The sequence below is a fragment of the Streptomyces lydicus genome, from assembly GCF_004125265.1.
Taxonomy (GTDB): Bacteria; Actinomycetota; Actinomycetes; order Streptomycetales; family Streptomycetaceae; genus Streptomyces; species Streptomyces lydicus_C.
Genome location: NZ_RDTE01000003.1, coordinates 2,562,724 through 2,582,738, shown reverse-complemented (window position 1 = coordinate 2,582,738; position 20,015 = coordinate 2,562,724). Strand labels below are relative to the sequence as shown.

At 71.0% G+C, this 20,015-nt stretch carries 16 protein-coding genes; 9 read left to right on the top strand and 7 right to left on the bottom strand.

Going from position 1 to position 20,015, the window contains the following annotated elements; translation table 11 throughout:
- Window positions 1–110: 110 nt before the first annotated feature.
- From D9V36_RS13765 to cimA, 5 genes are all read left to right on the top strand, one after another.
- Entirely contained in the window at window positions 111–1,151 is a 1,041-nt protein-coding gene (locus tag D9V36_RS13765) for an agmatine deiminase family protein (RefSeq protein WP_129294029.1), read from the top strand.
- Between the two features lie 35 nt (window positions 1,152–1,186).
- Window positions 1,187–1,795, top strand: a complete 609-nt coding sequence (locus D9V36_RS13760) for a TetR/AcrR family transcriptional regulator (RefSeq protein WP_129294028.1) — start codon at window positions 1,187–1,189, stop codon at window positions 1,793–1,795.
- 123 nt (window positions 1,796–1,918) lie between these two features.
- A complete protein-coding gene (locus D9V36_RS13755; RefSeq protein ID WP_129294027.1) occupies window positions 1,919–3,250 on the top strand; it encodes an MFS transporter in 1,332 nt (443 codons plus the stop codon).
- A gap of 91 nt (window positions 3,251–3,341) precedes the next feature.
- Entirely contained in the window at window positions 3,342–4,763 is a 1,422-nt protein-coding gene (locus tag D9V36_RS13750; RefSeq protein WP_129294026.1) for a S28 family serine protease, read from the top strand.
- Between the two features lie 285 nt (window positions 4,764–5,048).
- Complete coding sequence (gene cimA / locus D9V36_RS13745) at window positions 5,049–6,803, top strand: citramalate synthase (RefSeq protein ID WP_241720865.1); 1,755 nt, start codon at window positions 5,049–5,051, stop codon at window positions 6,801–6,803.
- Window positions 6,804–6,894: 91 nt separating this feature from the next.
- Here cimA and D9V36_RS13740 read toward each other — a convergent pair whose 3' ends face one another.
- Window positions 6,895–7,536: a YceI family protein gene (locus D9V36_RS13740; protein ID WP_129294025.1), complete on the bottom strand. Its 642-nt coding sequence runs from the start codon at window positions 7,534–7,536 to the stop codon at window positions 6,895–6,897.
- 253 nt (window positions 7,537–7,789) lie between these two features.
- Here D9V36_RS13740 and D9V36_RS13735 point away from each other — a divergent pair, with 253 nt between their 5' ends.
- The 4 genes from D9V36_RS13735 to D9V36_RS13720 all read left to right on the top strand — a co-directional run bounded on the left by D9V36_RS13735 (window position 7,790) and on the right by D9V36_RS13720 (window position 13,677).
- Entirely contained in the window at window positions 7,790–10,249 is a 2,460-nt protein-coding gene (locus D9V36_RS13735; protein ID WP_129294024.1) for a polysaccharide lyase 8 family protein, read from the top strand.
- Window positions 10,250–10,465: 216 nt separating this feature from the next.
- Window positions 10,466–12,049 carry an acyl-CoA carboxylase subunit beta gene (locus tag D9V36_RS13730; protein ID WP_088800235.1) on the top strand — a complete coding sequence of 528 codons (1,584 nt, stop codon included), beginning with the start codon at window positions 10,466–10,468 and terminating at the stop codon, window positions 12,047–12,049.
- A 56-nt stretch (window positions 12,050–12,105) separates the two neighbouring features.
- Complete coding sequence (locus tag D9V36_RS13725; protein WP_129294023.1) at window positions 12,106–12,315, top strand: acyl-CoA carboxylase epsilon subunit; 210 nt, start codon at window positions 12,106–12,108, stop codon at window positions 12,313–12,315.
- Between the two features lie 705 nt (window positions 12,316–13,020).
- Window positions 13,021–13,677, top strand: coding sequence for a DUF4360 domain-containing protein (locus tag D9V36_RS13720; protein WP_129294022.1), 657 nt, complete (start codon window positions 13,021–13,023; stop codon window positions 13,675–13,677).
- A gap of 147 nt (window positions 13,678–13,824) precedes the next feature.
- Here the strand turns inward: D9V36_RS13720 and D9V36_RS13715 are convergent, their stop codons facing one another.
- From D9V36_RS13715 to D9V36_RS13690, 6 genes are all read right to left on the bottom strand, one after another.
- Window positions 13,825–14,403 (bottom strand): GTP-binding protein, encoded by a 579-nt coding sequence (locus tag D9V36_RS13715; protein ID WP_073447656.1) that lies wholly within the window; start codon window positions 14,401–14,403, stop codon window positions 13,825–13,827.
- Window positions 14,384–14,974, bottom strand: a complete 591-nt coding sequence (locus D9V36_RS13710) for a DUF742 domain-containing protein (protein WP_088800238.1) — start codon at window positions 14,972–14,974, stop codon at window positions 14,384–14,386. The genes D9V36_RS13715 and D9V36_RS13710 overlap by 20 nt, the downstream gene beginning before the upstream one ends.
- An 84-nt stretch (window positions 14,975–15,058) precedes the next feature.
- Window positions 15,059–15,472: a roadblock/LC7 domain-containing protein gene (locus D9V36_RS13705; RefSeq protein WP_018087204.1), complete on the bottom strand. Its 414-nt coding sequence runs from the start codon at window positions 15,470–15,472 to the stop codon at window positions 15,059–15,061.
- 10 nt (window positions 15,473–15,482) lie between these two features.
- Window positions 15,483–18,590, bottom strand: coding sequence for a sensor histidine kinase (locus D9V36_RS13700; protein ID WP_164992946.1), 3,108 nt, complete (start codon window positions 18,588–18,590; stop codon window positions 15,483–15,485).
- Between the two features lie 404 nt (window positions 18,591–18,994).
- On the bottom strand, window positions 18,995–19,588 hold the full coding sequence (locus tag D9V36_RS13695) for a GTP-binding protein (RefSeq protein WP_129294020.1): 594 nt from the start codon (window positions 19,586–19,588) through the stop codon (window positions 18,995–18,997).
- Complete coding sequence (locus D9V36_RS13690) at window positions 19,569–19,979, bottom strand: DUF742 domain-containing protein (protein WP_030087818.1); 411 nt, start codon at window positions 19,977–19,979, stop codon at window positions 19,569–19,571. The genes D9V36_RS13695 and D9V36_RS13690 overlap by 20 nt, the downstream gene beginning before the upstream one ends.
- Window positions 19,980–20,015: the final 36 nt, after the last annotated feature.

The window sequence follows — 20,015 nt, the reverse complement described above, 5'->3', positions numbered from 1 at the left end:
GTGACGCCGACACCGTGACGCCGACACCGTGACACCGACACCCGTGACGCCGACACCGTGACACCGACACCCGTGACGCCGACCGTCACCGCGAACCGTGAGGACCCCGCATGAACACCCCTGCCGCCGACGGCTTTTGCATGCCCCCGGAGTGGGCCCGGCACGAGCGCACCTGGATGGCCTGGCCGGGACCCAACTTCACCTTCGGCGAGGAGGGCGGCGAGACCCTGGCCACCGCCCGCCGCGCCTGGGCCGCGGTCGCTCGTGCCGTACGCCGCTTCGAGCCGGTCACCGTCGTCGCGGGACCGGGGCAGTCCGAGGGCGCCCGCGCGTTCCTCGGCGACGGCATCGACCTCGTCGAGCGCCCGCTGAACGACGCCTGGATGCGCGACATCGGCCCCACCTTCCTCACCGACGGCACGGGCGGGCTCGCCGCCACCGACTGGGTGTTCAACGGCTGGGGCGCCCAGGACTGGGCCCGCTGGGACCTCGACGAGAAGATCGCCGAGCAGGTCTGCGGGCTGGCCGGCGCCCGGCGCTATGCCACGCCCCTGGTCAACGAGGGCGGCGGCATCCACGTCGACGGCGAGGGCACCGTCCTGCTCACCGAGACCGTGCAGCTCGACCCGGGCCGCAACCGCGGCCGTACCCAGGAGGAGGTCGAGGCCGAGATCCACGCCCACCTCGGCACCACCAAGGCGATCTGGCTGCCGCGCGGCCTGGCCGCCGACTACGGCCGGTTCGGCACCCGCGGCCATGTCGACATCGTCGCCGCCTTCGCCCGCCCCGGCGTCGTCCTCGTGCACACCCAGCCCGACCCCGACCACCCCGACCACGCGATCTGCCACGAGATCGCCAAGCTGCTGCGTTCCTCGACCGACGCCAGGGGCCGCCGGCTGGAGGTCGTCGAGGTGCCGGCGCCGACCGTCCTGGAGGAGGACGGCGAGCTGGTCGACTACTCCTACATCAACCACTACCTCTGCAACGACGGTGTGGTGCTCTGCGGCTTCGACGACCCGCGCGACGAGGAGGCGGCCGCGATCTTCCGCGGGATCTTCCCCGGGCGGACGGTGACCCTGGTCGACGCCCGTACGATCTTCGCAGCGGGTGGCGGTATCCACTGCATCACCCAGCAGCAGCCCCAGGTCTGACCCGCAGGCCTCGTACAGCCGACCCGGAGGTCCCCGTGCCCGGTCCCGTGCGCCGCCCCCGGCGCCGGCTCAGCCAGCCCCGCGAGCAGGTCCTCGCCGCGGCGATGACGACCATCGCCGCGGAGGGCCTGGACGGACTGACCATGGCCGGTCTGGGTCGCGAGGTCGGCATGAGCAGCGGCCACATCCTCTACTACTTCGGTACGAAGGACGAGCTGCTGCTGCAGACCCTGCAGTGGAGCGAGGAGCAGCTCGGCACCGAACGCCGGGCCGCCCTCTCCCGCCGTGTCCCCGCCCGCGAACGGCTGGACGCGCTGGTCGACCTCTACCTCCCCGAGGGCCACCGCGACCCGCGCTGGACGCTGTGGCTGGAGGTGTGGAACCGCTCCCGGAGCGCCGACGACGAGGCCCGCGAACGCCAGCTCGACCTCGAACTCGCCTGGCACCGCGACCTGGTGGCCCTCCTCGTCGAGGGCATCTCGAAGGGTGAGTTCCGCCCCGTCGACGCCGAACGCTTCGCGACCCGCACCCGCGCCCTCCTCGACGGCTTCGGCTCCCAGCTCGTCGTCGGCCTCCCGGGCACGGACCGGGAGCACGTACGCGACCACGTACGGGAGTTCTTGGACGAGTCGCTGACCGCCTGACCGCCGGACGGCGCCGGTGCCGGACGGCCGTCCCCCCCCGTGACCACAACGCACGCAAGTACCTGCGATCGTTGCCGACCACGCTCTTGCCGAAGACCCGCCGGTCCGCGACCGTGAGCGGCTATGGGACGAGAGCAATGGAAGAAGATCTGGGTCGGCTCGGCCGGCAACATGGTCGAGTGGTTCGACTGGTTCGTCTATGCCAGTTTCGCGGTCTACTTCGCGGATTCGTTCTTCCCGAAGGGGAATGACACCGCGAACCTCATGAACACCATGGGGATCTTTGCCGTCGGCTTCTTCATGCGCCCGGTGGGCGGCTGGGTGCTCGGCCGGGTCGGGGACCGCAAGGGCCGGAAGGCCGCGCTCACCCTGACCGTCACACTGATGTCCGCCTCGGCGATCCTGATCGCCATCGCGCCCACCTACGCGGCCGCGGGCTACGGCGGTGTGGCCGTGCTGCTCCTCGCCCGGATGCTGCAGGGGCTGTCGGTCGGCGGGGAGTACGCGGCCAGCGCCACCTACCTCACCGAGGCGTCCGCGCCCGGGCAGCGCGGCTTCGCCTCCAGCTTCCAGTACGTGTCGATGACCGCGGGCCAGCTGCTCGGTCTCGGCCTGCAGATCCTGCTGCAGCGCACCATGTCCGACGAGGCCCTGCACAGCTGGGCCTGGCGGATCCCGTTCATCGTCGGCGCACTGGGCGCCGGCATCGTCTTCTACCTGCGCCGCAACATGCTGGAGACCGAGGTCTACGCCGAGGACGAGGGCGCCCACGCCGACCCCGCACGCGGCACGATCAAGGCGCTGCTGGCGCACAAGCGCGAGGCGTTGCTGGTCATCGCGCTCACCATGGGCGGCACGGTCGCGTACTACACCTACACGACCTACCTCACCAAGTACCTCTCGGGCAGCGCCGGACTGCCCAAGCCGACCGCCTCCCTGGTCAGTTTCTGCGCCCTCTTCCTCTTCATGTGCCTCCAGCCGCTCGCCGGGAAGCTGTCCGACCGGATCGGCCGCCGTCCGCTGCTGATCACCTTCGCGGTCGGCTCGACGTTCCTGACCGTGCCGATCATGATGATGCTGAAGCACGCCGGCAGCTTCTGGCCGGCCCTCGGACTCTCGCTGCTGGCGCTGGTCGTCGTCACCGGTTACACCTCGATCAACGCCTGTGTGAAGGCCGAGCTGTTCCCGACCGGCATCCGCGCGCTGGGCGTGGCCCTGCCGTACGCGATCGCCAACGCGCTGTTCGGCGGCACCGCGGAGTATGTCGCCCTGTGGTTCAAGGAGGCCGGCATCGAGTCCGGCTTCTCCTGGTACGTCGCCGGCTGCGCCGCCGTCTCGTTGATCGTCTACCTCACGATGCGCGAGACCCGCACCATCGATCTGCACCGGGTCGGCAAGCAGGACGAGGGCACCGGAGCCGGCCGGACGCGGGTGGGGGAGCCCGTCGCCGATTGAGGGACCGTCCTGGCCGGAACCGGCTTGCCCGCCCGCGGCAGGGCCGGTTCCGGGATAGGCACGGGGGGCGCCGGCTGGTTGGCTGGACGGCATGAAGATCACGAGACAGTTGTGCCTGCCGCTGTTGCTGACCGGCCTGCTGGCCTCGGCCGTCGTGGTCCCGTCCACGGCGGCGGCCCGGACCGGCGGGGCCCACCCCGCCACGGCGCCGCCGGCCACCGGGCGCCCGGTCAGCGCGCGCCCGGCCGCGCCCCGCCCGGCCGCCGACGACATCCGGGCCCGGATTGCGGCCGTACCCGGGATGCGGGTGGTCAAGGAGAACCGCGCCCCGGCCGGCTACCGCTCCTTCGCGCTGGTCTACCGCCAGCCCGTCGACCACCGGCACCCCGGCAAGGGCAGCTTCGAGCAGCGGCTGTTGCTGCTCCACCGGTCCACCGCCCGGCCGATGGTGCTCTACACCGGCGGCTACGACCTCAACACCCGGGACACCGCCTCCCGTGCCGAGCCGACCGGGATCGTGGACGGCAACCAGATCAGCGTCGAGCAGCGGTACTTCGGCACCTCCCGCTCCCACCTCACCGACTGGTCGAAACTCGACATCTGGCAGGCGGCGAGCGATCACCACCGGCTGATCCGGGCCCTCAAGACGATCTACCGCGCCGCCTGGATCTCCACCGGCGGCAGCAAGGGCGGGATGGCCACCGTCTACCACCGGCGCTTCTACCCGCACGATGTGGCCGGCTCCGTCGCGTACTCGGCACCCAACAACACCGACGACCGGGACGACACCGCCGAGGACCGCTTCCTCCAGCGGGTCGGCTCGCCCGCGTGCCGGAGGGCGCTCACCGCGGTGCAGCGCGCGATGCTCGGGACCCGGCGCGCGGAGATGGCGGGCCGCCTCACCCGCTGGGCCGCGGACCGGGGCCACACCTTCCACACCATCGGCAGCGCCGACCGCGCACTGGAACTCACCGTGCTCGATCTGCCCATGCTCTTCTGGATGCAGCAGGAAGAGGGGAACGACTGCGCGATCCCCGGGCCCTCGGCCCCCGGTGACGCCCTGTTCACCTGGTTCGCCGGGAAGACCATGCTCCCCTCTTTCAGCGACCACTACCTGGCCGCCATGACCGCTTCCTACTACCAGTTGGGCACCCAGCTCGGCCAGATGTCGATGGCCGCGCCACAACTCGCCGGGCTGCTGCGCCACCCCGGCATCCAGGAGATGCGCACCTATGTGCCGCGCAGCATCCCGCTGCGGTTCCAGCCGGACGCCATGCCTGACATCGACCGCTGGGTACGCCACCACGGCAGCGAGCTGCTGTTCGTGTACGGCGAGCTGGATCCCGCCCGGGCCGAGCCCTTCCGTACGGGCAGGGGCAGCCGGGACACGCACGTCTACCTGGCCCCGCACACCAGCCATGTGGTGCGCATCGAGAAGCTGGCGCCCCGGGACCGTGCCCGGGCCACCGCCGCGCTCCGCCGCTGGGCAGGGGTGGACAGTCCGGCCGAATAGTGAGACTGCCGCGTGTCCGGTCCGGGCGTGTGGCACACTGCGGACCGTGCTCTCGTTCGCCATGATTATTGGCAGCAGGCGCGCCGGTCCGCAGTGACCGCCCCGTACGAACCGAGTACGGCGCGGCCATCGTCGTCCCAGACCCGCGCGCAGACCTCTCGCACCCGCGAGAGGTTTTTTCGTTTCCGGCCCACACCTCGCCGGAGGCGGAGCGCGAGGGACCATGGAGGGACGGTGGAACCGGTCATTCCGGTAGACCGAGATCCCGACAGGAGCCAGACCAGCATGACGGACGCACGTTCCCACCCGTCTCCCGCCACCACCCCGGCCGGAGCCGCTGCGCGGCACACCTCCCCGAAACCGTCTCCCGCCACCACCCCGGCCGGAGCCGCTGCGCGGCGCACCTCCCCGAACCCGCCGCACGCCCTCCCCGCCGGCGCGGTGCCCGACGACTTCCATGTCTTCGACACCACGCTCCGCGACGGTGCGCAGCGCGAGGGCATCAACCTCACCGTCGCGGACAAGCTGACCATCGCCCGGCACCTCGACGACTTCGGCGTGGGCTTCATCGAGGGCGGCTGGCCCGGCGCCAACCCGCGGGACACCGAGTTCTTCGAGCGGGCCCGTACGGAGATCGATTTCCGGCACGCACAGCTGGTCGCGTTCGGCGCCACGCGTAAGGCGGGCGTCCGCGTCGAGGACGATCCGCAGGTCGCCGGGCTCCTGGCGTCCCAGGCGCCGGTCATCACGCTGGTCGCCAAGTCCCATGTCGGGCATGTGGAGCTGGCGCTGCGGACCACGCCGCAGGAGAACCTGGCGATGGTGCGGGACACCGTCGCCTACCTGCGCGAGCAGGGCCGCCGGGTCTTCCTCGACTGTGAGCACTTCTTCGACGGCTATGCGCTGGACGCGGGCTACGCCAAGGAGGTCGTGCGCACCGCGAGCGAGGCCGGCGCCGATGTCGTGGTGCTCTGCGACACCAACGGCGGCATGCTTCCTGCGCAGGTCACCGCCGTCGTGCGGACCGTCGTCGCGGACACCGGCGCGCGCCTGGGGATCCACGCCCAGGACGACACCGGCTGCGCGGTGGCCAACACCCTGGCCGCGGTGGACGCGGGCGCCACCCACGTCCAGTGCACCGCCAACGGGTACGGCGAGCGGGTCGGCAACTCCAACCTCTTCCCGGTCGTCGCCGCCCTGGAGCTCAAGTACGGGCGCCCGGTGCTGCCCGAGGGCAAGCTCGCCGAGACCACCCGCATCTCGCATGCCATCGCCGAGGTCGTCAACCTCACGCCCTCCACCCACCAGCCCTATGTGGGTGTCTCCGCCTTCGCCCACAAGGCCGGACTGCACGCCTCCGCGATCAAGGTCGACCCTGACCTCTACCAGCACATCGACCCGGCGCTGGTCGGCAACACCATGCGGATGCTGGTCTCCGACATGGCCGGGCGGGCATCCATCGAGCTCAAGGGCAAGGAGCTCGGCGTCGACCTCGGCGACGACCGCGAGCTGGTCGGCCGGGTCGTCGAGCGGGTCAAGGAGCGGGAGCTGGCGGGCTACACCTACGAGGCCGCCGATGCCTCCTTCGAGCTGCTGCTGCGCGAGGAGCTGCAGCGGGCGGCGGGCGGCCGGCCGAGCAGCTACTTCACGGTCGAGTCCTGGCGCGCGATCGTCGAGGACCGCCCGGACGGTACGCACGCCAACGAGGCGACCGTGAAGCTGTGGGCCAAGGGCGAGCGGATCGTCACCACCGCCGAGGGCAACGGCCCGGTCAACGCGCTGGACCGGGCGCTGAAGCTGGGCCTGGAGCGGATCTATCCGCAGCTGGCCCATATGGAGCTGGTGGACTACAAGGTCCGCATCCTGGAAGGCGCCCTGGGCACCGGCTCGATCACCCGGGTGCTGGTCTCCACCAGCGACGGCCGGGGCGAATGGTCCACGGTCGGCGTCGCGGAGAACGTCATCGCCGCCTCCTGGCAGGCGCTGGACGACGCGTACGCCTACGGACTGCTGCGGGCCGGGGTCGAGCCGCAGGAGTGAGCGCCGCGGCAGCGGCACGACCGCGGCCCCGTACGACCCTCGGGGGAGAGGAGCCGTGCGGGGCCGCGGTCGTGTGACGGGCCATGCCGGGTCAGGCCTGCGGGGCGGCCTTGACGGCGGAGATGTCGAAGAGGAGCTTGACCTTGTCGCTGACCATCACGCCGCCGGTCTCCAGCGCGGCGTTCCAGGTCAGGCCCCAGTCGGAGCGCAGGATCTCGGCGCTGCCCTCGAAGCCGACCCGCTCGGCGCCGTAGACGTCGGTGGCCGCGCCGTGGAACTCCAGGTCGACGGTGAGCGGCTTGGTGACGTCGCGGAGGGTGAGATCGCCGGTGATGCGGTAGCGGTCAGCGGACACCTGCTCGGCGGCGGTGCTGCGGAAGGTCATCAGCGGGAAGGTCTCGGCGTCGAAGAAGTCGGCGCTGCGCAGATGGCCGTCGCGGTCCGCGATCCCGGTGTCGATGCTCGCGATCTTGACGTCGAGGGACGCGGTGGAGCGGGACGGGTCGGCGCCGTCGAGGTGGAGCGTGCCCTCGTGGTCGCCGAATGTGCCGCGGACGTTGGTGACCATGGCGTGCCGGACGGTGAAGCCGATGCTGCTGTGCGCCGGGTCGATGGTGTAGTCGCCGGTCAGCGCCGCGAGCGCGGGGTCGGCGTCGAGGACGGCGGCACTGGTGGCGGCGGGGGCGGTGGTGTCGGTGGTGTCGGCGGTGCGCTTGCGCTGGAACAGAGCCATGGCTCCTCCTCGAAGACGGCGCACCGGGTGGGTGCGCAGATTTGTTTAAGCTTCAACGAGATTCACCGTAGCGGCATCTGGTTCAACATTCAACCTCTTTGGAGGGTGGTTCCGCGGAGCGGGCTCCGCCGGACGGGTGGCGGACGGTGCTCCGGCGCGGTCATTGCCGCTCGCCGACGGCTCGTGCTAGACCATCGGGAACTCCCAAGTGCGCAGCGCCACCCGCCAGTTGCCGCCATGGAGAGGACCGACCGTGCCGCCCTTCCCCGCCACGTCCGTCTGGTCACGCCGAGGATTCCTCGCCACCGCCGTTGCCACCGCCACTGCCACTGCCACCGCTGCGGCGAGCGCACTCGGCCTCACCGCCGGCCCCGCCGACGCCGCCCCGGGGCCGGCCACCGCTCCCGGGGACGAGTTCGCCACCCTCCGGGCCCGCTGGTGCGAGCTCGCCCTCGGCAGCGGCTTCGACCCCGCCGCCCCGCCCTATGCCGCCGCCCTCCAGGAGACCGGCGGCCTCGCAAGCACCTTCCGGGCGAGCATGCGCCCGGCCGCCACATCCCTGTGGCCGGACTGCCGCTACGACCCGCCGTCCGGCATCACCCAGAGCTACAGCCGGCTCGTCACCATGGCCCAGGCCTATGCCCAGCCCGGCACCGGCCGCACCGGCGACCCCGGCCTCGCCACCGCCCTGCTCACGGGCCTCGACCACCTCGAAGCCACCGTCTACAACACCGCCACCACCCGCTACGGCAACTGGTGGGAGTGGCAGATCGGCAGCCCCAGACTCCTCCTCGACACCCTCGCGATCCTCGATGCGCACCTGCCCGACGGCGGCCTCGACGACGCGCTGCGCGAGCGCTGCCTGGTGGCCGTCGACCACTTCGTCCCGGACGCCCTGCTCGGCGACTACACCGGGACCAGTACCGGCGCCAACCGCGTCGACCTGTGCCGGGTGGTCGCCCTGCGCGGCATCCTCGGCCGCGCCCCCGACCGGATCGCCCTGGCCCGCGACGCCCTCTCGCCGGTCTTCCCCTACGTCACCCGGGGCGACGGCCTCTACGCCGACGGCTCCTTCGTCCAGCACACCTGGGTCGCCTACTCCGGCACCTACGGCTATGTCCTGCTGGACGGCCTGGGCCGGCTCTTCACCCTGCTCGCCGGCTCGTCCTGGCAGGTCACCGACCCCGCCCGCCAGGTCATCTTCGACAGCGTCGAGCGGGCCTGGGCCCCGCTGCTGCACAACGGCCTGATGATGGACAGCGTCAACGGGCGCGCCATCAGCCGCGGCTATCTCCGCAGCGACGAACGGCACATCCTGCGCAGCGACCACTACCACGGTCATGCGCTGATCGCCGCCATCGCGGTGCTCGCCCAGGCCGCGAGCACCGCCGAACGGGACCGCTGGCACGCCATGATCAAGGGCTGGGCCGCCCGCGACCGCACCCTGCCGGTCCGCACCGACCGGCAGTACCCGGTCGCCGACCTCGCCCGGCTCGCGAAGATCGCCGACGGCCCCGCGGCCGCCGCCCCCGAACCCGTCGGCCACCGCCTCTTCCCGGCCATGGACCGCGCCGTGCACCGCCGCCCCGGATGGGCCGCCGGCCTGGCCATGGCCTCCGACCGCATCGCGTACTACGAGAACGGCAACGGCGAGAACCCGCACGGCTGGCACACCGGCGCCGGCATGCTCTATTGGTGGGGCGCCGACTTCGGGGGCGACCAGTACACGGACGCCTTCTGGCCCACCGTCGACCCCTACCGGCTCCCCGGCACCACCGTGTCCACCAAGCGGCTGGCCGGCAACGAGGGCGGCGGCTGGGGCGAGCCCAAGCCCGCGGCCCGCTGGGTCGGCGGCACCACCGACGGGGAGTTCGCCGCGATCGGCCAGGACCTGCGCGGCCTGTCCTCGACCCTCACCGCCAGGAAATCCTGGTTCGCGCTCGCGGACTGCCTGGTCTGCCTGGGCGCCGGCATCACCGCCCGCGACGGGGTGCCGGCCGAGACGATCGTCGACAACCGCTGCCTGGGCGAGCGGGGCACCGCCGCGCTCACCGTCGACGGTGTACGCCAGCTGGGCACGCTCGGCGTGACCACCTCCTTCCGCCGCGCCCACTGGGCCCACCTCGCCGGACACGGCGGCTACGTCTTCCCCGGCGGCGCTCCCCTCACGACGCGGCGCGAGGCCCGCACCGGCGCCTGGCACGACATCAACACGACCTCGTCCACCGAGCCGTTCACCCGCCGCTACCTCACCCTCTGGCACGACCACGGCACCGACCCGACCGACGCCCGCTACGCCTACCTCCTCATGCCGGGCGCCACCGCCCGCACCCTCGCCGCCCGCGCCGCCGACCGGCGCTGGCTCACCGTGCTCGCCAACGACGCCGGCCGCCAGGCGGTCGCCGTCGACCCGCTCGGCGTAACGGCCGCCAACTTCTGGCGGGCCGGCCGCGCGGGGCCGCTCACCAGCAGCGGCCCGGCGAGCGTGCTGGTGCGTGAGCGGCACGGACGGCGGCGGCCGACCGCCCTGCTGTGCCTGGCCGCCCCGGAGCGCACCGGCGATACTCTGGAAATCACCTGGTCACGGCCGGTGCGCGCGGTGCTCGCCCACGACCCGGCGATCGAGGTGCTGGCCACCGGGCGCGCCCTGCGGCTGCGCCTGACCCCCGGCACGAGCTGTGCCACTCACACCTGCACGGTGCGGCTCGCCTGACCGGCACCGGGCCCCGCCGGTCAACCGGTCACCACAACATCGCTACCCCCCGGTTTGTGGGCCCCATACAGACGCGGGCGGACGCCGCCACCCGAACGGAGGCCGGGACGCGGGGCGCGTACAGCACGGTTCTGTACTGCCTGCCCACCAAATCGCATGCGACGTTGTACGAAACCGACATCGGTGCGGGACGCCTCGCACACGTACCGTCGAGGCATGACCACTGTCGAAGATCTGCCCGCCGGCGCCAACGACGCCCGCGGGCGCGTCGCCGAGCTGCACGCCATCCGCGAGCAGGTCCGGCGAGGACCCAGCGAGCGGGCGACCGAAGCACAGCGTGCCAAGGGCAAGCTGACGGCGCGCGAGCGGATCGAGCTGCTGCTGGACGAGGGTTCGTTCAACGAGGTCGAGCCGCTGCGGCGGCACCGGGCGACGGGCTTCGGCCTGGAGGCCAAGAAGCCCTACACCGACGGCGTGATCACCGGCTGGGGCACCGTGCACGGCCGGACCGTGTTCACCTACGCGCATGACTTCCGGATCTTCGGCGGCGCGCTGGGCGAGGCCCACGCCACCAAGATCCACAAGATCATGGACATGGCCATCCAGGCCGGTGCGCCGCTGGTGTCGCTCAACGACGGCGCCGGCGCCCGTATCCAGGAGGGCGTCTCCGCGCTGGCCGGCTACGGCGGCATCTTCCAGCGCAACACCAAGGCCTCCGGTGTCATCCCGCAGATCTCGGTCATGCTCGGCCCCTGCGCGGGTGGTGCGGCCTACAGCCCCGCCCTGACCGACTTCGTCTTCATGGTCCGCGAGACCTCGCAGATGTTCATCACCGGCCCCGACGTGGTGCGCGCGGTGACCGGCGAGGAGATCACCCAGAACGGCCTCGGCGGCGCCGACGTCCACGCCGAGACCTCCGGTGTGTGCCACTTCGCCTACGACGACGAGGCCACCTGCCTGGAGGAGGTCCGCTACCTCCTCTCGCTGCTGCCGGCGAACAACCGTGAGAACCCGCCGTCGGTGCCCTGCGAGGACCCCGCCGACCGCTCCGGTGACGCCCTGCTGGATCTGGTCCCGGCCGACGGCAACCGCCCGTACGACATGCGCAAGGTCATCGAGGAGATCGTCGACGACGGCGAGTTCCTGGAGGTCCACGAGCGCTGGGCGACCAACATCATCTGCGCGCTGTCCCGGCTCGACGGCCGCGTGGTGGGCATCATCGCCAACCAGCCGCAGTCGCTGGCCGGCGTCCTGGACATCGAGGCGTCCGAGAAGTCGGCCCGCTTCGTCCAGATGTGCGACGCCTTCAACATCCCGATCGTCACCCTGCTGGACGTCCCCGGCTTCCTGCCCGGCGTCGACCAGGAGCACGGCGGCATCATCCGGCACGGCGCCAAGCTGCTCTACGCCTACTGCAACGCCACCGTCCCGCGGATCTCCCTCGTGCTGCGCAAGGCCTACGGCGGCGCCTACATCGTCATGGACTCGCAGTCCATCGGCGCCGACCTGACCTACGCCTGGCCCACCAACGAGATCGCGGTGATGGGCGCCGAGGGCGCGGCCAACGTCATCTTCCGCAAGCAGATCGCCGAGGCGGACGACTCCGAGGCCATGCGGGTGCGCATGGTCAAGGAGTACAAGTCCGAGCTGATGCACCCGTATTACGCGGCCGAGCGAGGCCTGGTCGACGACGTCATCGACCCGGCCGAGACCCGCCACACGCTCATCCGGGCCCTGGAGATGCTGCGCACCAAGCATGCGGACCTGCCGGCCCGTAAGCACGGCAACCCGCCCCAGTAGCCACACCCCGCACCCGCTTTCGGCACCACGCCCACCGCGACGACGGAGAACACACCGTGAATCCTGCCCACCGCACCGACTCCATCCGCGTGGAGAAGGGCCAGGCCAGCGAGGAAGAGCTCGCCGCCCTGACCGCCGTCCTGCTGGCCCGCGCCGCGCACCGGCCGGCCGCCGCCGCGCCGTCCCGCCCGCACGCCACCGCTGCGCGGTGGCGGCGTCTGGAGCGGCAGGGTGGCTTCCATGGGGCTACCAGCTGGCAGCGGTGACGCTTCGCTGATGCCGCCGACGAAGGACCCCGCGTGGTGCGGGGTCCTTCGTTTGTCTGCGGGTGGGTTGTGGCTGGGCGCGCAGTTCCCCGCGCCCCTTTGGGGCGTTGTTGCGCCGGGCTGCGGTGTCCGCCGGTTGGGTCGTGGGGCTGGCGCCTTTGCGGGGGCGGTGGTTGCCGCGGGGGCCGGAGGGGACGCCCGGTACCCCGTCCTCGGCGCGGGCGGCCCTGGTCCATGGAATTGAGTACCCCGCCCGCAGGACCGGAGCGAACGCCGGGGCAACCCATCGCACGTACCAGATGCGCCCGCGCCGTGGGGGCACCTCCCGGCCGAAGGCTGGGGGAGGGGTACCGGGCGTCCCCTCCGGCCCACCACCCACAACGAAACGGCGCCCGGCCCCCAGCCACAGGCACACCCCACCCGCGGCCCACCAACGTAGAACCCTGAAGCGGCCGCAGCCGTCAGCCGGCACCCCCATGAGGGATATACCGCCCAACACCCCCTCAATCACCCCGATATGGCACCTCATCACTTTCCGGACGTGGTATTCCGGTTTGGCAGGTGGTGTCCGGATCAAGGCGTAGGTTCGCCCCAACCATGGGGAGCGGAGCTGTTCAAGCCGCTCTGGCCGTGCTGGCATGCGCTCGTCAATCCACTCCTGGTGTTCCCGCACCGCGGGTCCTAGGACGACCGGAAGGAAAGCCCATGCTCAGCACGCTCAGTGCTGGTGCCGCAGTGGCATCGTTGCTCCTCGCCGGATCGGCATCCCCCACCACCGCCAACCGGTTCGGCGACGACCCGCCGAGCGGGAAGATCACCATTACCGTCGCCACGGTCAACGGTTCGGGCTGCAGACCCGGCAGCGCCGCCGTGGCCATCGCCCCCGACAACACCGCCTTCACCGTCACCTACAGCGAGTACCTCGCCCAGGCGGGCGCCGGCACCAAGCCGACCGACTCCCGCAAGAACTGCCAGATCGCGCTGAACGTGCACGTCCCGCAGGGCTTCACCTACGCGGTCGCCCGGGCCGACTACCGGGGCTACGCGTCCCTGGCCCGGGGCGCCAGAGGGCTGGAGCAGGCGGGCTACTACTTCCAGGGCCAGCAGCAGACGGCCCGTAAGAGCCACACCTTCACCGGCCCCTACGACTCCAACTGGCAGACCTCGGACGAGACCGACGTCGACGCCCTGGTGTACGCCCCTTGCGGCGAGGAGCGCTACTTCAACATCAACACCGAGATGCGGGTGGACGGCAAGTCGGCGGACCCCAAGGCCACCAGCTACATGGCCATGGACTCCACCGACGGCAACATCAACACGGTGTACCACTTCGCATGGAAGGAGTGCCCCGCCCGCAAGTGAGCCCCGCCGCCGGCCCCGGGGCCCGTGCAGCGCCGCGTACGGGCCCTGAGGCCGGGTACGACGAAGGCCCCCGCACCAAGAGGTGTGGGGGCCTTCGTCGTACGGCGCATGCGGGCACGGGGGCCCGGACGCGTCCCGTGGGGCGCCTTAGCGCAGGCGGGCCATCAGTGCGTGCTCCACGAGTGTGATGAGCGCGCTCTTGGCCTCGCTGCGGTGCCGGGCGTCGGTCGTGATGATCGGCGCGTCCGGGCCGATCTGCAGCGCCTCACGCACCTCGTCCGGCGTGTACGGCTGGTGGCCGTCGAAGCCGTTGAGGGCGATGACGAACGGCAGGCCGCTGTTCTCGAAGTAGTCGACCGCGGGGAAGCAGTCGGCCAGCCGGCGGGTGTCGACCAGCACCACGGCGCCGATGGCACCGCGCACCAGGTCGTCCCACATGAACCAGAAACGGTCCTGGCCCGGCGTACCGAAGAGGTACAGGATCAGGTCCTGGTCCAGGGTGATCCGGCCGAAGTCCATCGCCACGGTCGTGGTCGTCTTGTCCGGCGCGTGCGTGAGGTCGTCGATCCCCGCCGAAGCGGAAGTCATCACGGCTTCGGTACGCAGCGGATTGATCTCTGAGACGGCCCCGACGAACGTGGTCTTGCCCACGCCGAAGCCGCCCGCCACCACGATTTTCGCGGAGGTGGTGGAGCGGGCTGCACCGCTAGAGCTTGCGAAGTCCACTGAGCACCCTTTCGAGCAGTGTCACATCTGGCTGTCCGCCGGCGGTCTCGTCCCCGCCGGGCTGATGGATGGCGACGAGTCCGGCCTCCGCCAGGTCGGCGACGAGGATCCGGGCGACGCCGAGGGGGATGGAGAGAAGCGCGGAGATCTCGGCAACTGACTTGATCTCACGGCAGAGGTGGCAGATGCGCTGGTGCTCCGGCAGCTGGCCCTGCATCTTCGCGGGGTCGGCGGTCGTGCTGACCAGCGCCTCGATGGCGAGCTGGTAGCGCGGCCTGGTCCGGCCTCCGGTCATGGCGTACGGGCGCACCAGCGGGTTGTTCGAGCCCGTGGGGGAGGGCTCGGGAGCGCGCCGCTGCGGCTGCACCGGCTGGATGCGCGGTGCCTGTGGCTGGTCGTACACCGATGGCTCGTACGGCTGGGAGTCGTACGGCCGGGGCTGCTGCTGCGGGGGCCGCTGCGGCCGGCGGCTCGGCGCAGACGGGAAGTTGAAGCGGTTGTTATGGGTCTCGCCCACAGGCCCGGACTGCTGTCCGGAACCATACGGGTATCCGCTCGGGGGCGTTGCCACGTCTCCTCCTCCAACTTGCCTGTCTGACGCCGGTCGCGCCACCGAACCATAAGGCGCGGTGGCGGGAAACGCACTGCCTGTTTGTTAGTTGAGAAGGCTGCCCTGCAGTTCTGCGCGCAGGTCCGGCGTCAGGACCGTGCCCGCGCGGTCGACCAGCAGGGCCATCTCGTAGCCGACCAGGCCGATGTCGCACTCGGGGTGTGCGAGCACGGCCAGCGACGATCCGTCCGAGACGGACATGATGAAGAGGAAGCCGCGTTCCATCTCCACCACGGTCTGGTTGACGCTCCCGCCCTCGAAGATGCGGGACGCGCCGGAGGTCAGCGAGGTGAGGCCGGAGGCCACCGCCGCCAACTGATCGGCTCTGTCACGAGGGAAACCCTCGGACATGGCAAGGAGCAGCCCGTCCGCGGAGACCACGACCGTGTGGGACACCCCGGGGGTGTTGTCCACGAAGTTGGTGATCAACCAGTTCAGATTCTGCGCCGCCTGGCTCATCGGGCTCACACTAACGCTCCTGATCGTAGGTGCTGCCGGGGCCGAAGCCCTGTTGGTCATTCTGGGGGACCCCGGAGGGGTCCGTGCCGACATTGCGTCCCTGCTGGACACCGCGGCGCAGGTTACTCAGCCTGCCGCGGACGTCCTCCGGGGCGCGGGAGACCTGGGGGCCGCCCTGCGGCGTCTGCTCCGCGGCACCTTCGACCAGGTTGGCCTTGGGCACCCGCCGGGGGAGACCGGAGGAGGTGACTCCGCCCGCCTTGGGCTCGCGCAGCCGCTCCGCCCTCTCCCAGCGATCATCGTTGGAGCTGCGCCAGTCGGAGCCGTCCTGGCCGGCCTCCGGCGCGCTCCGCTGCTGCTGCACCTGCGGTGCCTGCTGGTCGCGGCCTCCGCGGCGCGGAAGGCCGGCGTCCGTCAGCGACGGGGCGTCGCTCGGTGTGGGGCCCGGACGCTCGAATGGTACGCGCTCGGGGGCGTCAGCGGGAGCGGCAGTGGTATTCCGGTCGGATTCCGCTTCGGCCCCGAAGTAGCCGTCGAACGCAGGGCGTTCGGGCCAGTCGTCCGACGGTGCCGCTTCGCGGGAGACAAAGGGCTGCTGGCCCGTGGTCTCGGCGAAGCTCCCCGCGCCGAACGCCTGGTGGCCGTGGGCCCGGTCGTCGTAGACCGGTTGATCGGATTCCGCATATGCCTGGGACGGGTAGTCCTGGTAGGCACCGGGGGACTCCTGGTAGCCACCGGCGGACGGTGCCTCGTCACGGAAGAGCGGACGCTCGCCGCCCTCGTACTCGGCGGCCTGCTCACCGCCCGTCTGGGCCTCCAGGGCTGCGCGGCGCTCCTCGCGGAGCATCGAGCGGCCCATCATGTCCAGATCCGCACCGTCCGTGCGGCCGTAGCGGCTGTCGTCGAAGCCCAGCTCGGCGGCGGTGCGCTGATGGGGCTCGTACGAGGCGTGCTGGTGCTCCGGAACGATCCGGGAGACCGTGAAGTCGTCGTCGTACTGTTCCTCGCCGCCACCGCCGTGGGTGATCGCCTCGGGCAGCATGACCAGGGACGTGGTGCCCGCCTGCTCGCCGGAGGGGCGCAGCTGTACCCGGATCCCGTGCCGGTCGGCCAGCCGGCCGACCACGAACAGGCCCATGCGCTGGGAGATCGCGGCATCCACGCTCGGCGGGTTGGCCAGCTTGTGGTTGATGTCCGCGAAGTCCTCGGGGGTGAGCCCGATGCCCTTGTCGTGGATCTCGATCATCACCCGGCCGTCGGGCAGCCGGGTCGCGGCGACCCGCACCTTGGTCTGCGGCGAGGAGAACGTGGTGGCGTTCTCCAGCAGCTCGGACAGCAGGTGCACGAGGTCGGTCACGGTGGTGCCGTGGATCTCGCTCTCGGGGACGCCGGCGAGTTCTATTCGCTCGTAGGACTCGACCTCGGAGGTCGCCGCCCGCAGGACGTCGATCAGCGGCACCGGCTGGTTCCAGCGCCGGCCGGGCTCCTCGCCCGCGAGGATGAGGAGGTTCTCGCCGTTGCGCCGCATACGTGTGGCGAGGTGGTCGAGCCGGAAGAGGTTCTCCAGCTGGTCCGGGTCCGCCTCGTTGTTCTCCAGGTCGGTGATCAGCTCCAGCTGGCGCTCGATCAGACCCTGGTTGCGGCTGGAAAGGTTGGTGAAGATCGCGTTGACGTTGCCCCGCAGCAGCGCCTGCTCGGCGGCGAGCCGGACGGCCTCGCGGTGCACCTGGTCGAAGGCGCGGGCGACCTCGCCGATCTCGTCGGTGGTGGCGATCGGGATCGGCTGCACCCGGGTGTCGACCCGGCCCGGGTCGGTCCGCGAGAGCTGGTCGACCAGCATCGGCAGCCGCTGCTCGGCGATGCCGAAGGCGGCGGTCCGCAGCTGGCGCATGTTGCGGCTCATCCGGCGGGCCATCAGGCCGGCCACGACGAACGCGATGATCAGCGCGGCCAGCACGATCCCGGAGACGACGAAGGTGGACTGCTCGGCGTCGTCGGAGATCTGGGCCGCTTCGTTCACGGCCTTGTTCGCCAGGTCCTTCTCGATGGACCGGTACATGTCGAACTTGCCGGTCGCAGCCGCGAAGTAGCTGTCCGAGGTGATGCCGCGCAGGCTGAGCGTCTCCGGTGCCGCGCCGGTGGCCATCAGCGTGGACATCTGGTCGATCGACGGCGGGGTACGGAACGGCCGGCCGGCGGCCTGCGCCTGCGCCTTTGCCTGTGCGACCTTCTGCTGGGCGGCCCGCTTGAGCGCCGCGCCGTCCTTCGTCAGCCGCTCGACGTCCTCGGGCGTGCCGCCGGAGGTGTACTCGCCGACGGCGATGCCCTCCAGGTAGCGGTACGACGCGAAGGCGGTCAGCTGCAGCTTGTGCTCCTTGCCGCCCTGCGGGCTCGCCGGGTCCACCAGGAGGTGGGTGCCGATGGAGCGCTCGAGGGACTCGGCGGCCTTCGCCAGTGCGATGGCGTAGACCGTACGGCCGTAGGAGGTGATGTTGCCGGTGCCCAGGCCGAGTTCGTTGGCGAACTCCATCAGCGGGTGCTGGACCTCGACATAGCCCTCCTCGGTCTGCACACCGTGCAGCCGGGAGGTGTAGGCGGCCTGACGCAGCTTCTGGAGCTTGGGCTCGACCTTCTCGAACGCGGCGAGACGGCGGTTGAGGCCCGGCTTGTCCGGAATGTTCTTGGCGGCCCGGTGGAAGGCGTCGGCGGCGGCGTCGGTGGTGTCCCGCGCCTGCTGGACGACGGGGTCGTCCTTCTTGCCCTTCAGCAGCGGCGCCGCGGTGCGGTCCCGCTCGTCGATCAGGGCGGTGCTGTAGGAGAGCGCGGCGCGCACCAGCTTCGCGGTGTTCTCCGCGTCCTGCGCCTCCTGCCAGGTGCCGAACGAGCTGTCCACGCGCAGACCGCCGAAGACCAGGGCGAGCAGCACGGGGATCAGCAGAATGGCGTTCAGGCGGGTCGCCACGCGCCAGTTGCGCGGGGAGTACTTACCGCCACTGACCGGAGGCTTCGCGACCGTATTTTCGGGCGCGTCGGAAGCCGGTAGGCCACCTCTGGGTGGCGGGGTGAAGTTGCCCCGCCGCGGTTCCTGCGGCTCAGGGCTCGCCTTGCTTCGCCTCACTCGACCAACAACCTCTCGGCGCCGGCACTGATTTGCTGTGCCGTTTCTTCTGGGCGTTCCTACTCCGGAGTTTCAGCGAATTTCAGCACGTCAGGGCGGTGCGTTCCAAACACTGGGCAAAGGCGGAGCGGGGCCGAAAGGGCCTGAGATAAAAGGGGCGTTAAGGGCGACCGACGCCAAAATGCAGGAGATCTGTGAGCGCAGCGAAGCCAGGCATGCGCGCGGGGTGTCGAAAGCCCGCTGATTCACTGTCGAAACGTTATGAAGCAAATTCGGTGGCGTGTCGAAGGACACAGATCCACTCACGGATGCCGGGAACCCGGCCCGGGCAGGGGGGAACGCCCCCGGAGCTGACAACTGCCCAGCGGCCCGCCCCCGGTGCGGGAGCGGGCCGTCTGCGGCTACTACTGCAGGCGGGCCATCAGCGCGTGCTCCACGAGCGTGATGAGCGCGCTCTTGGCCTCGCTGCGGTGCCGGGCGTCGGTCGTGATGATCGGGGCCCCCGGGCCGATCTGCAGCGCCTCACGCACCTCGTCCGGGGTGTACGGCTGGTACCCCTCGAAGCCGTTGAGGGCGACGACGAACGGCAGACCGCTGTTCTCGAAGTAGTCGACCGCGGCGAAGCAGTCGGCCAGCCGGCGGGTGTCGACCAGCACCACGGCGCCGATGGCACCGCGCACCAGGTCGTCCCACATGAACCAGAAACGGTCCTGGCCCGGCGTACCGAAGAGGTACAGGATCAGGTCCTGGTCCAGGGTGATCCGGCCGAAGTCCATCGCCACGGTCGTCGTGGTCTTGTCCTGGACGTGGCTGAGGTCGTCGATCCCCGCCGAGGCGGAGGTCATCACGGCCTCCGTGCGCAGCGGATTGATCTCTGAGACGGCCCCGACGAACGTGGTCTTGCCCACGCCGAAGCCGCCCGCCACCACGATCTTGGCGGAGGTGGTGGCGCGGGTCGCGTTCCCGTCGGAGCTGCTGTCAGAGCTTGCGAAGTCCACTGAGCACCCTCTCGAGCAAGGTCACGTCCGGCGTGCCGCCGGCCTCACCGCTGCCACCGGGCTGGTGGATCGCCACCATGCCGGCCTCTGCCAGGTCTGCGACCAGAATCCGCGCCACACCCAGCGGGATGTGGAGCAGCGCGGAGACCTCGGCAACCGACTTCACCTCACGGCACAGGTGGCAGATCCGCTGGTGCTCGGGCAGCAGCCCGGGCAGCTGAGAGGGGTCGGCGGTCGTGCTGACCAGCGCCTCGATGGCGAGCTGGTAGCGCGGCCTGGTCCGGCCTCCGGTCATGGCGTACGGGCGCACCAGCGGCTGGTCACCTTCGCTCCCGTACGGCGCTTGGCTGTACGCGCCGTACGGGCCGGAAGTGGCAGGTGGCGGGGTCATGGGTCCTCCGGGCGGGACAACTGACGTGTCGTCGGG

What these genes read in the sequence shown, in the direction of transcription:
- D9V36_RS13750 (WP_129294026.1), top strand. Translation starts at nt 3,342, where the DNA reads ATGAAGATCACGAGACAGTTGTGCCTGCCGCTGTTGCTGACCGGCCTG.
- D9V36_RS13755 (WP_129294027.1), top strand. Translation starts at nt 1,919, where the DNA reads ATGGGACGAGAGCAATGGAAGAAGATCTGGGTCGGCTCGGCCGGCAAC.
- D9V36_RS13720 (WP_129294022.1), top strand. Translation starts at nt 13,021, where the DNA reads ATGCTCAGCACGCTCAGTGCTGGTGCCGCAGTGGCATCGTTGCTCCTC.
- D9V36_RS13765 (WP_129294029.1), top strand. Translation starts at nt 111, where the DNA reads ATGAACACCCCTGCCGCCGACGGCTTTTGCATGCCCCCGGAGTGGGCC.
- D9V36_RS13705 (WP_018087204.1), bottom strand. Translation starts at nt 15,472, where the DNA reads ATGAGCCAGGCGGCGCAGAATCTGAACTGGTTGATCACCAACTTCGTG.
- D9V36_RS13730 (WP_088800235.1), top strand. Translation starts at nt 10,466, where the DNA reads ATGACCACTGTCGAAGATCTGCCCGCCGGCGCCAACGACGCCCGCGGG.
- D9V36_RS13690 (WP_030087818.1), bottom strand. Translation starts at nt 19,979, where the DNA reads ATGACCCCGCCACCTGCCACTTCCGGCCCGTACGGCGCGTACAGCCAA.
- cimA (WP_241720865.1), top strand. Translation starts at nt 5,049, where the DNA reads ATGACGGACGCACGTTCCCACCCGTCTCCCGCCACCACCCCGGCCGGA.
- D9V36_RS13740 (WP_129294025.1), bottom strand. Translation starts at nt 7,536, where the DNA reads ATGGCTCTGTTCCAGCGCAAGCGCACCGCCGACACCACCGACACCACC.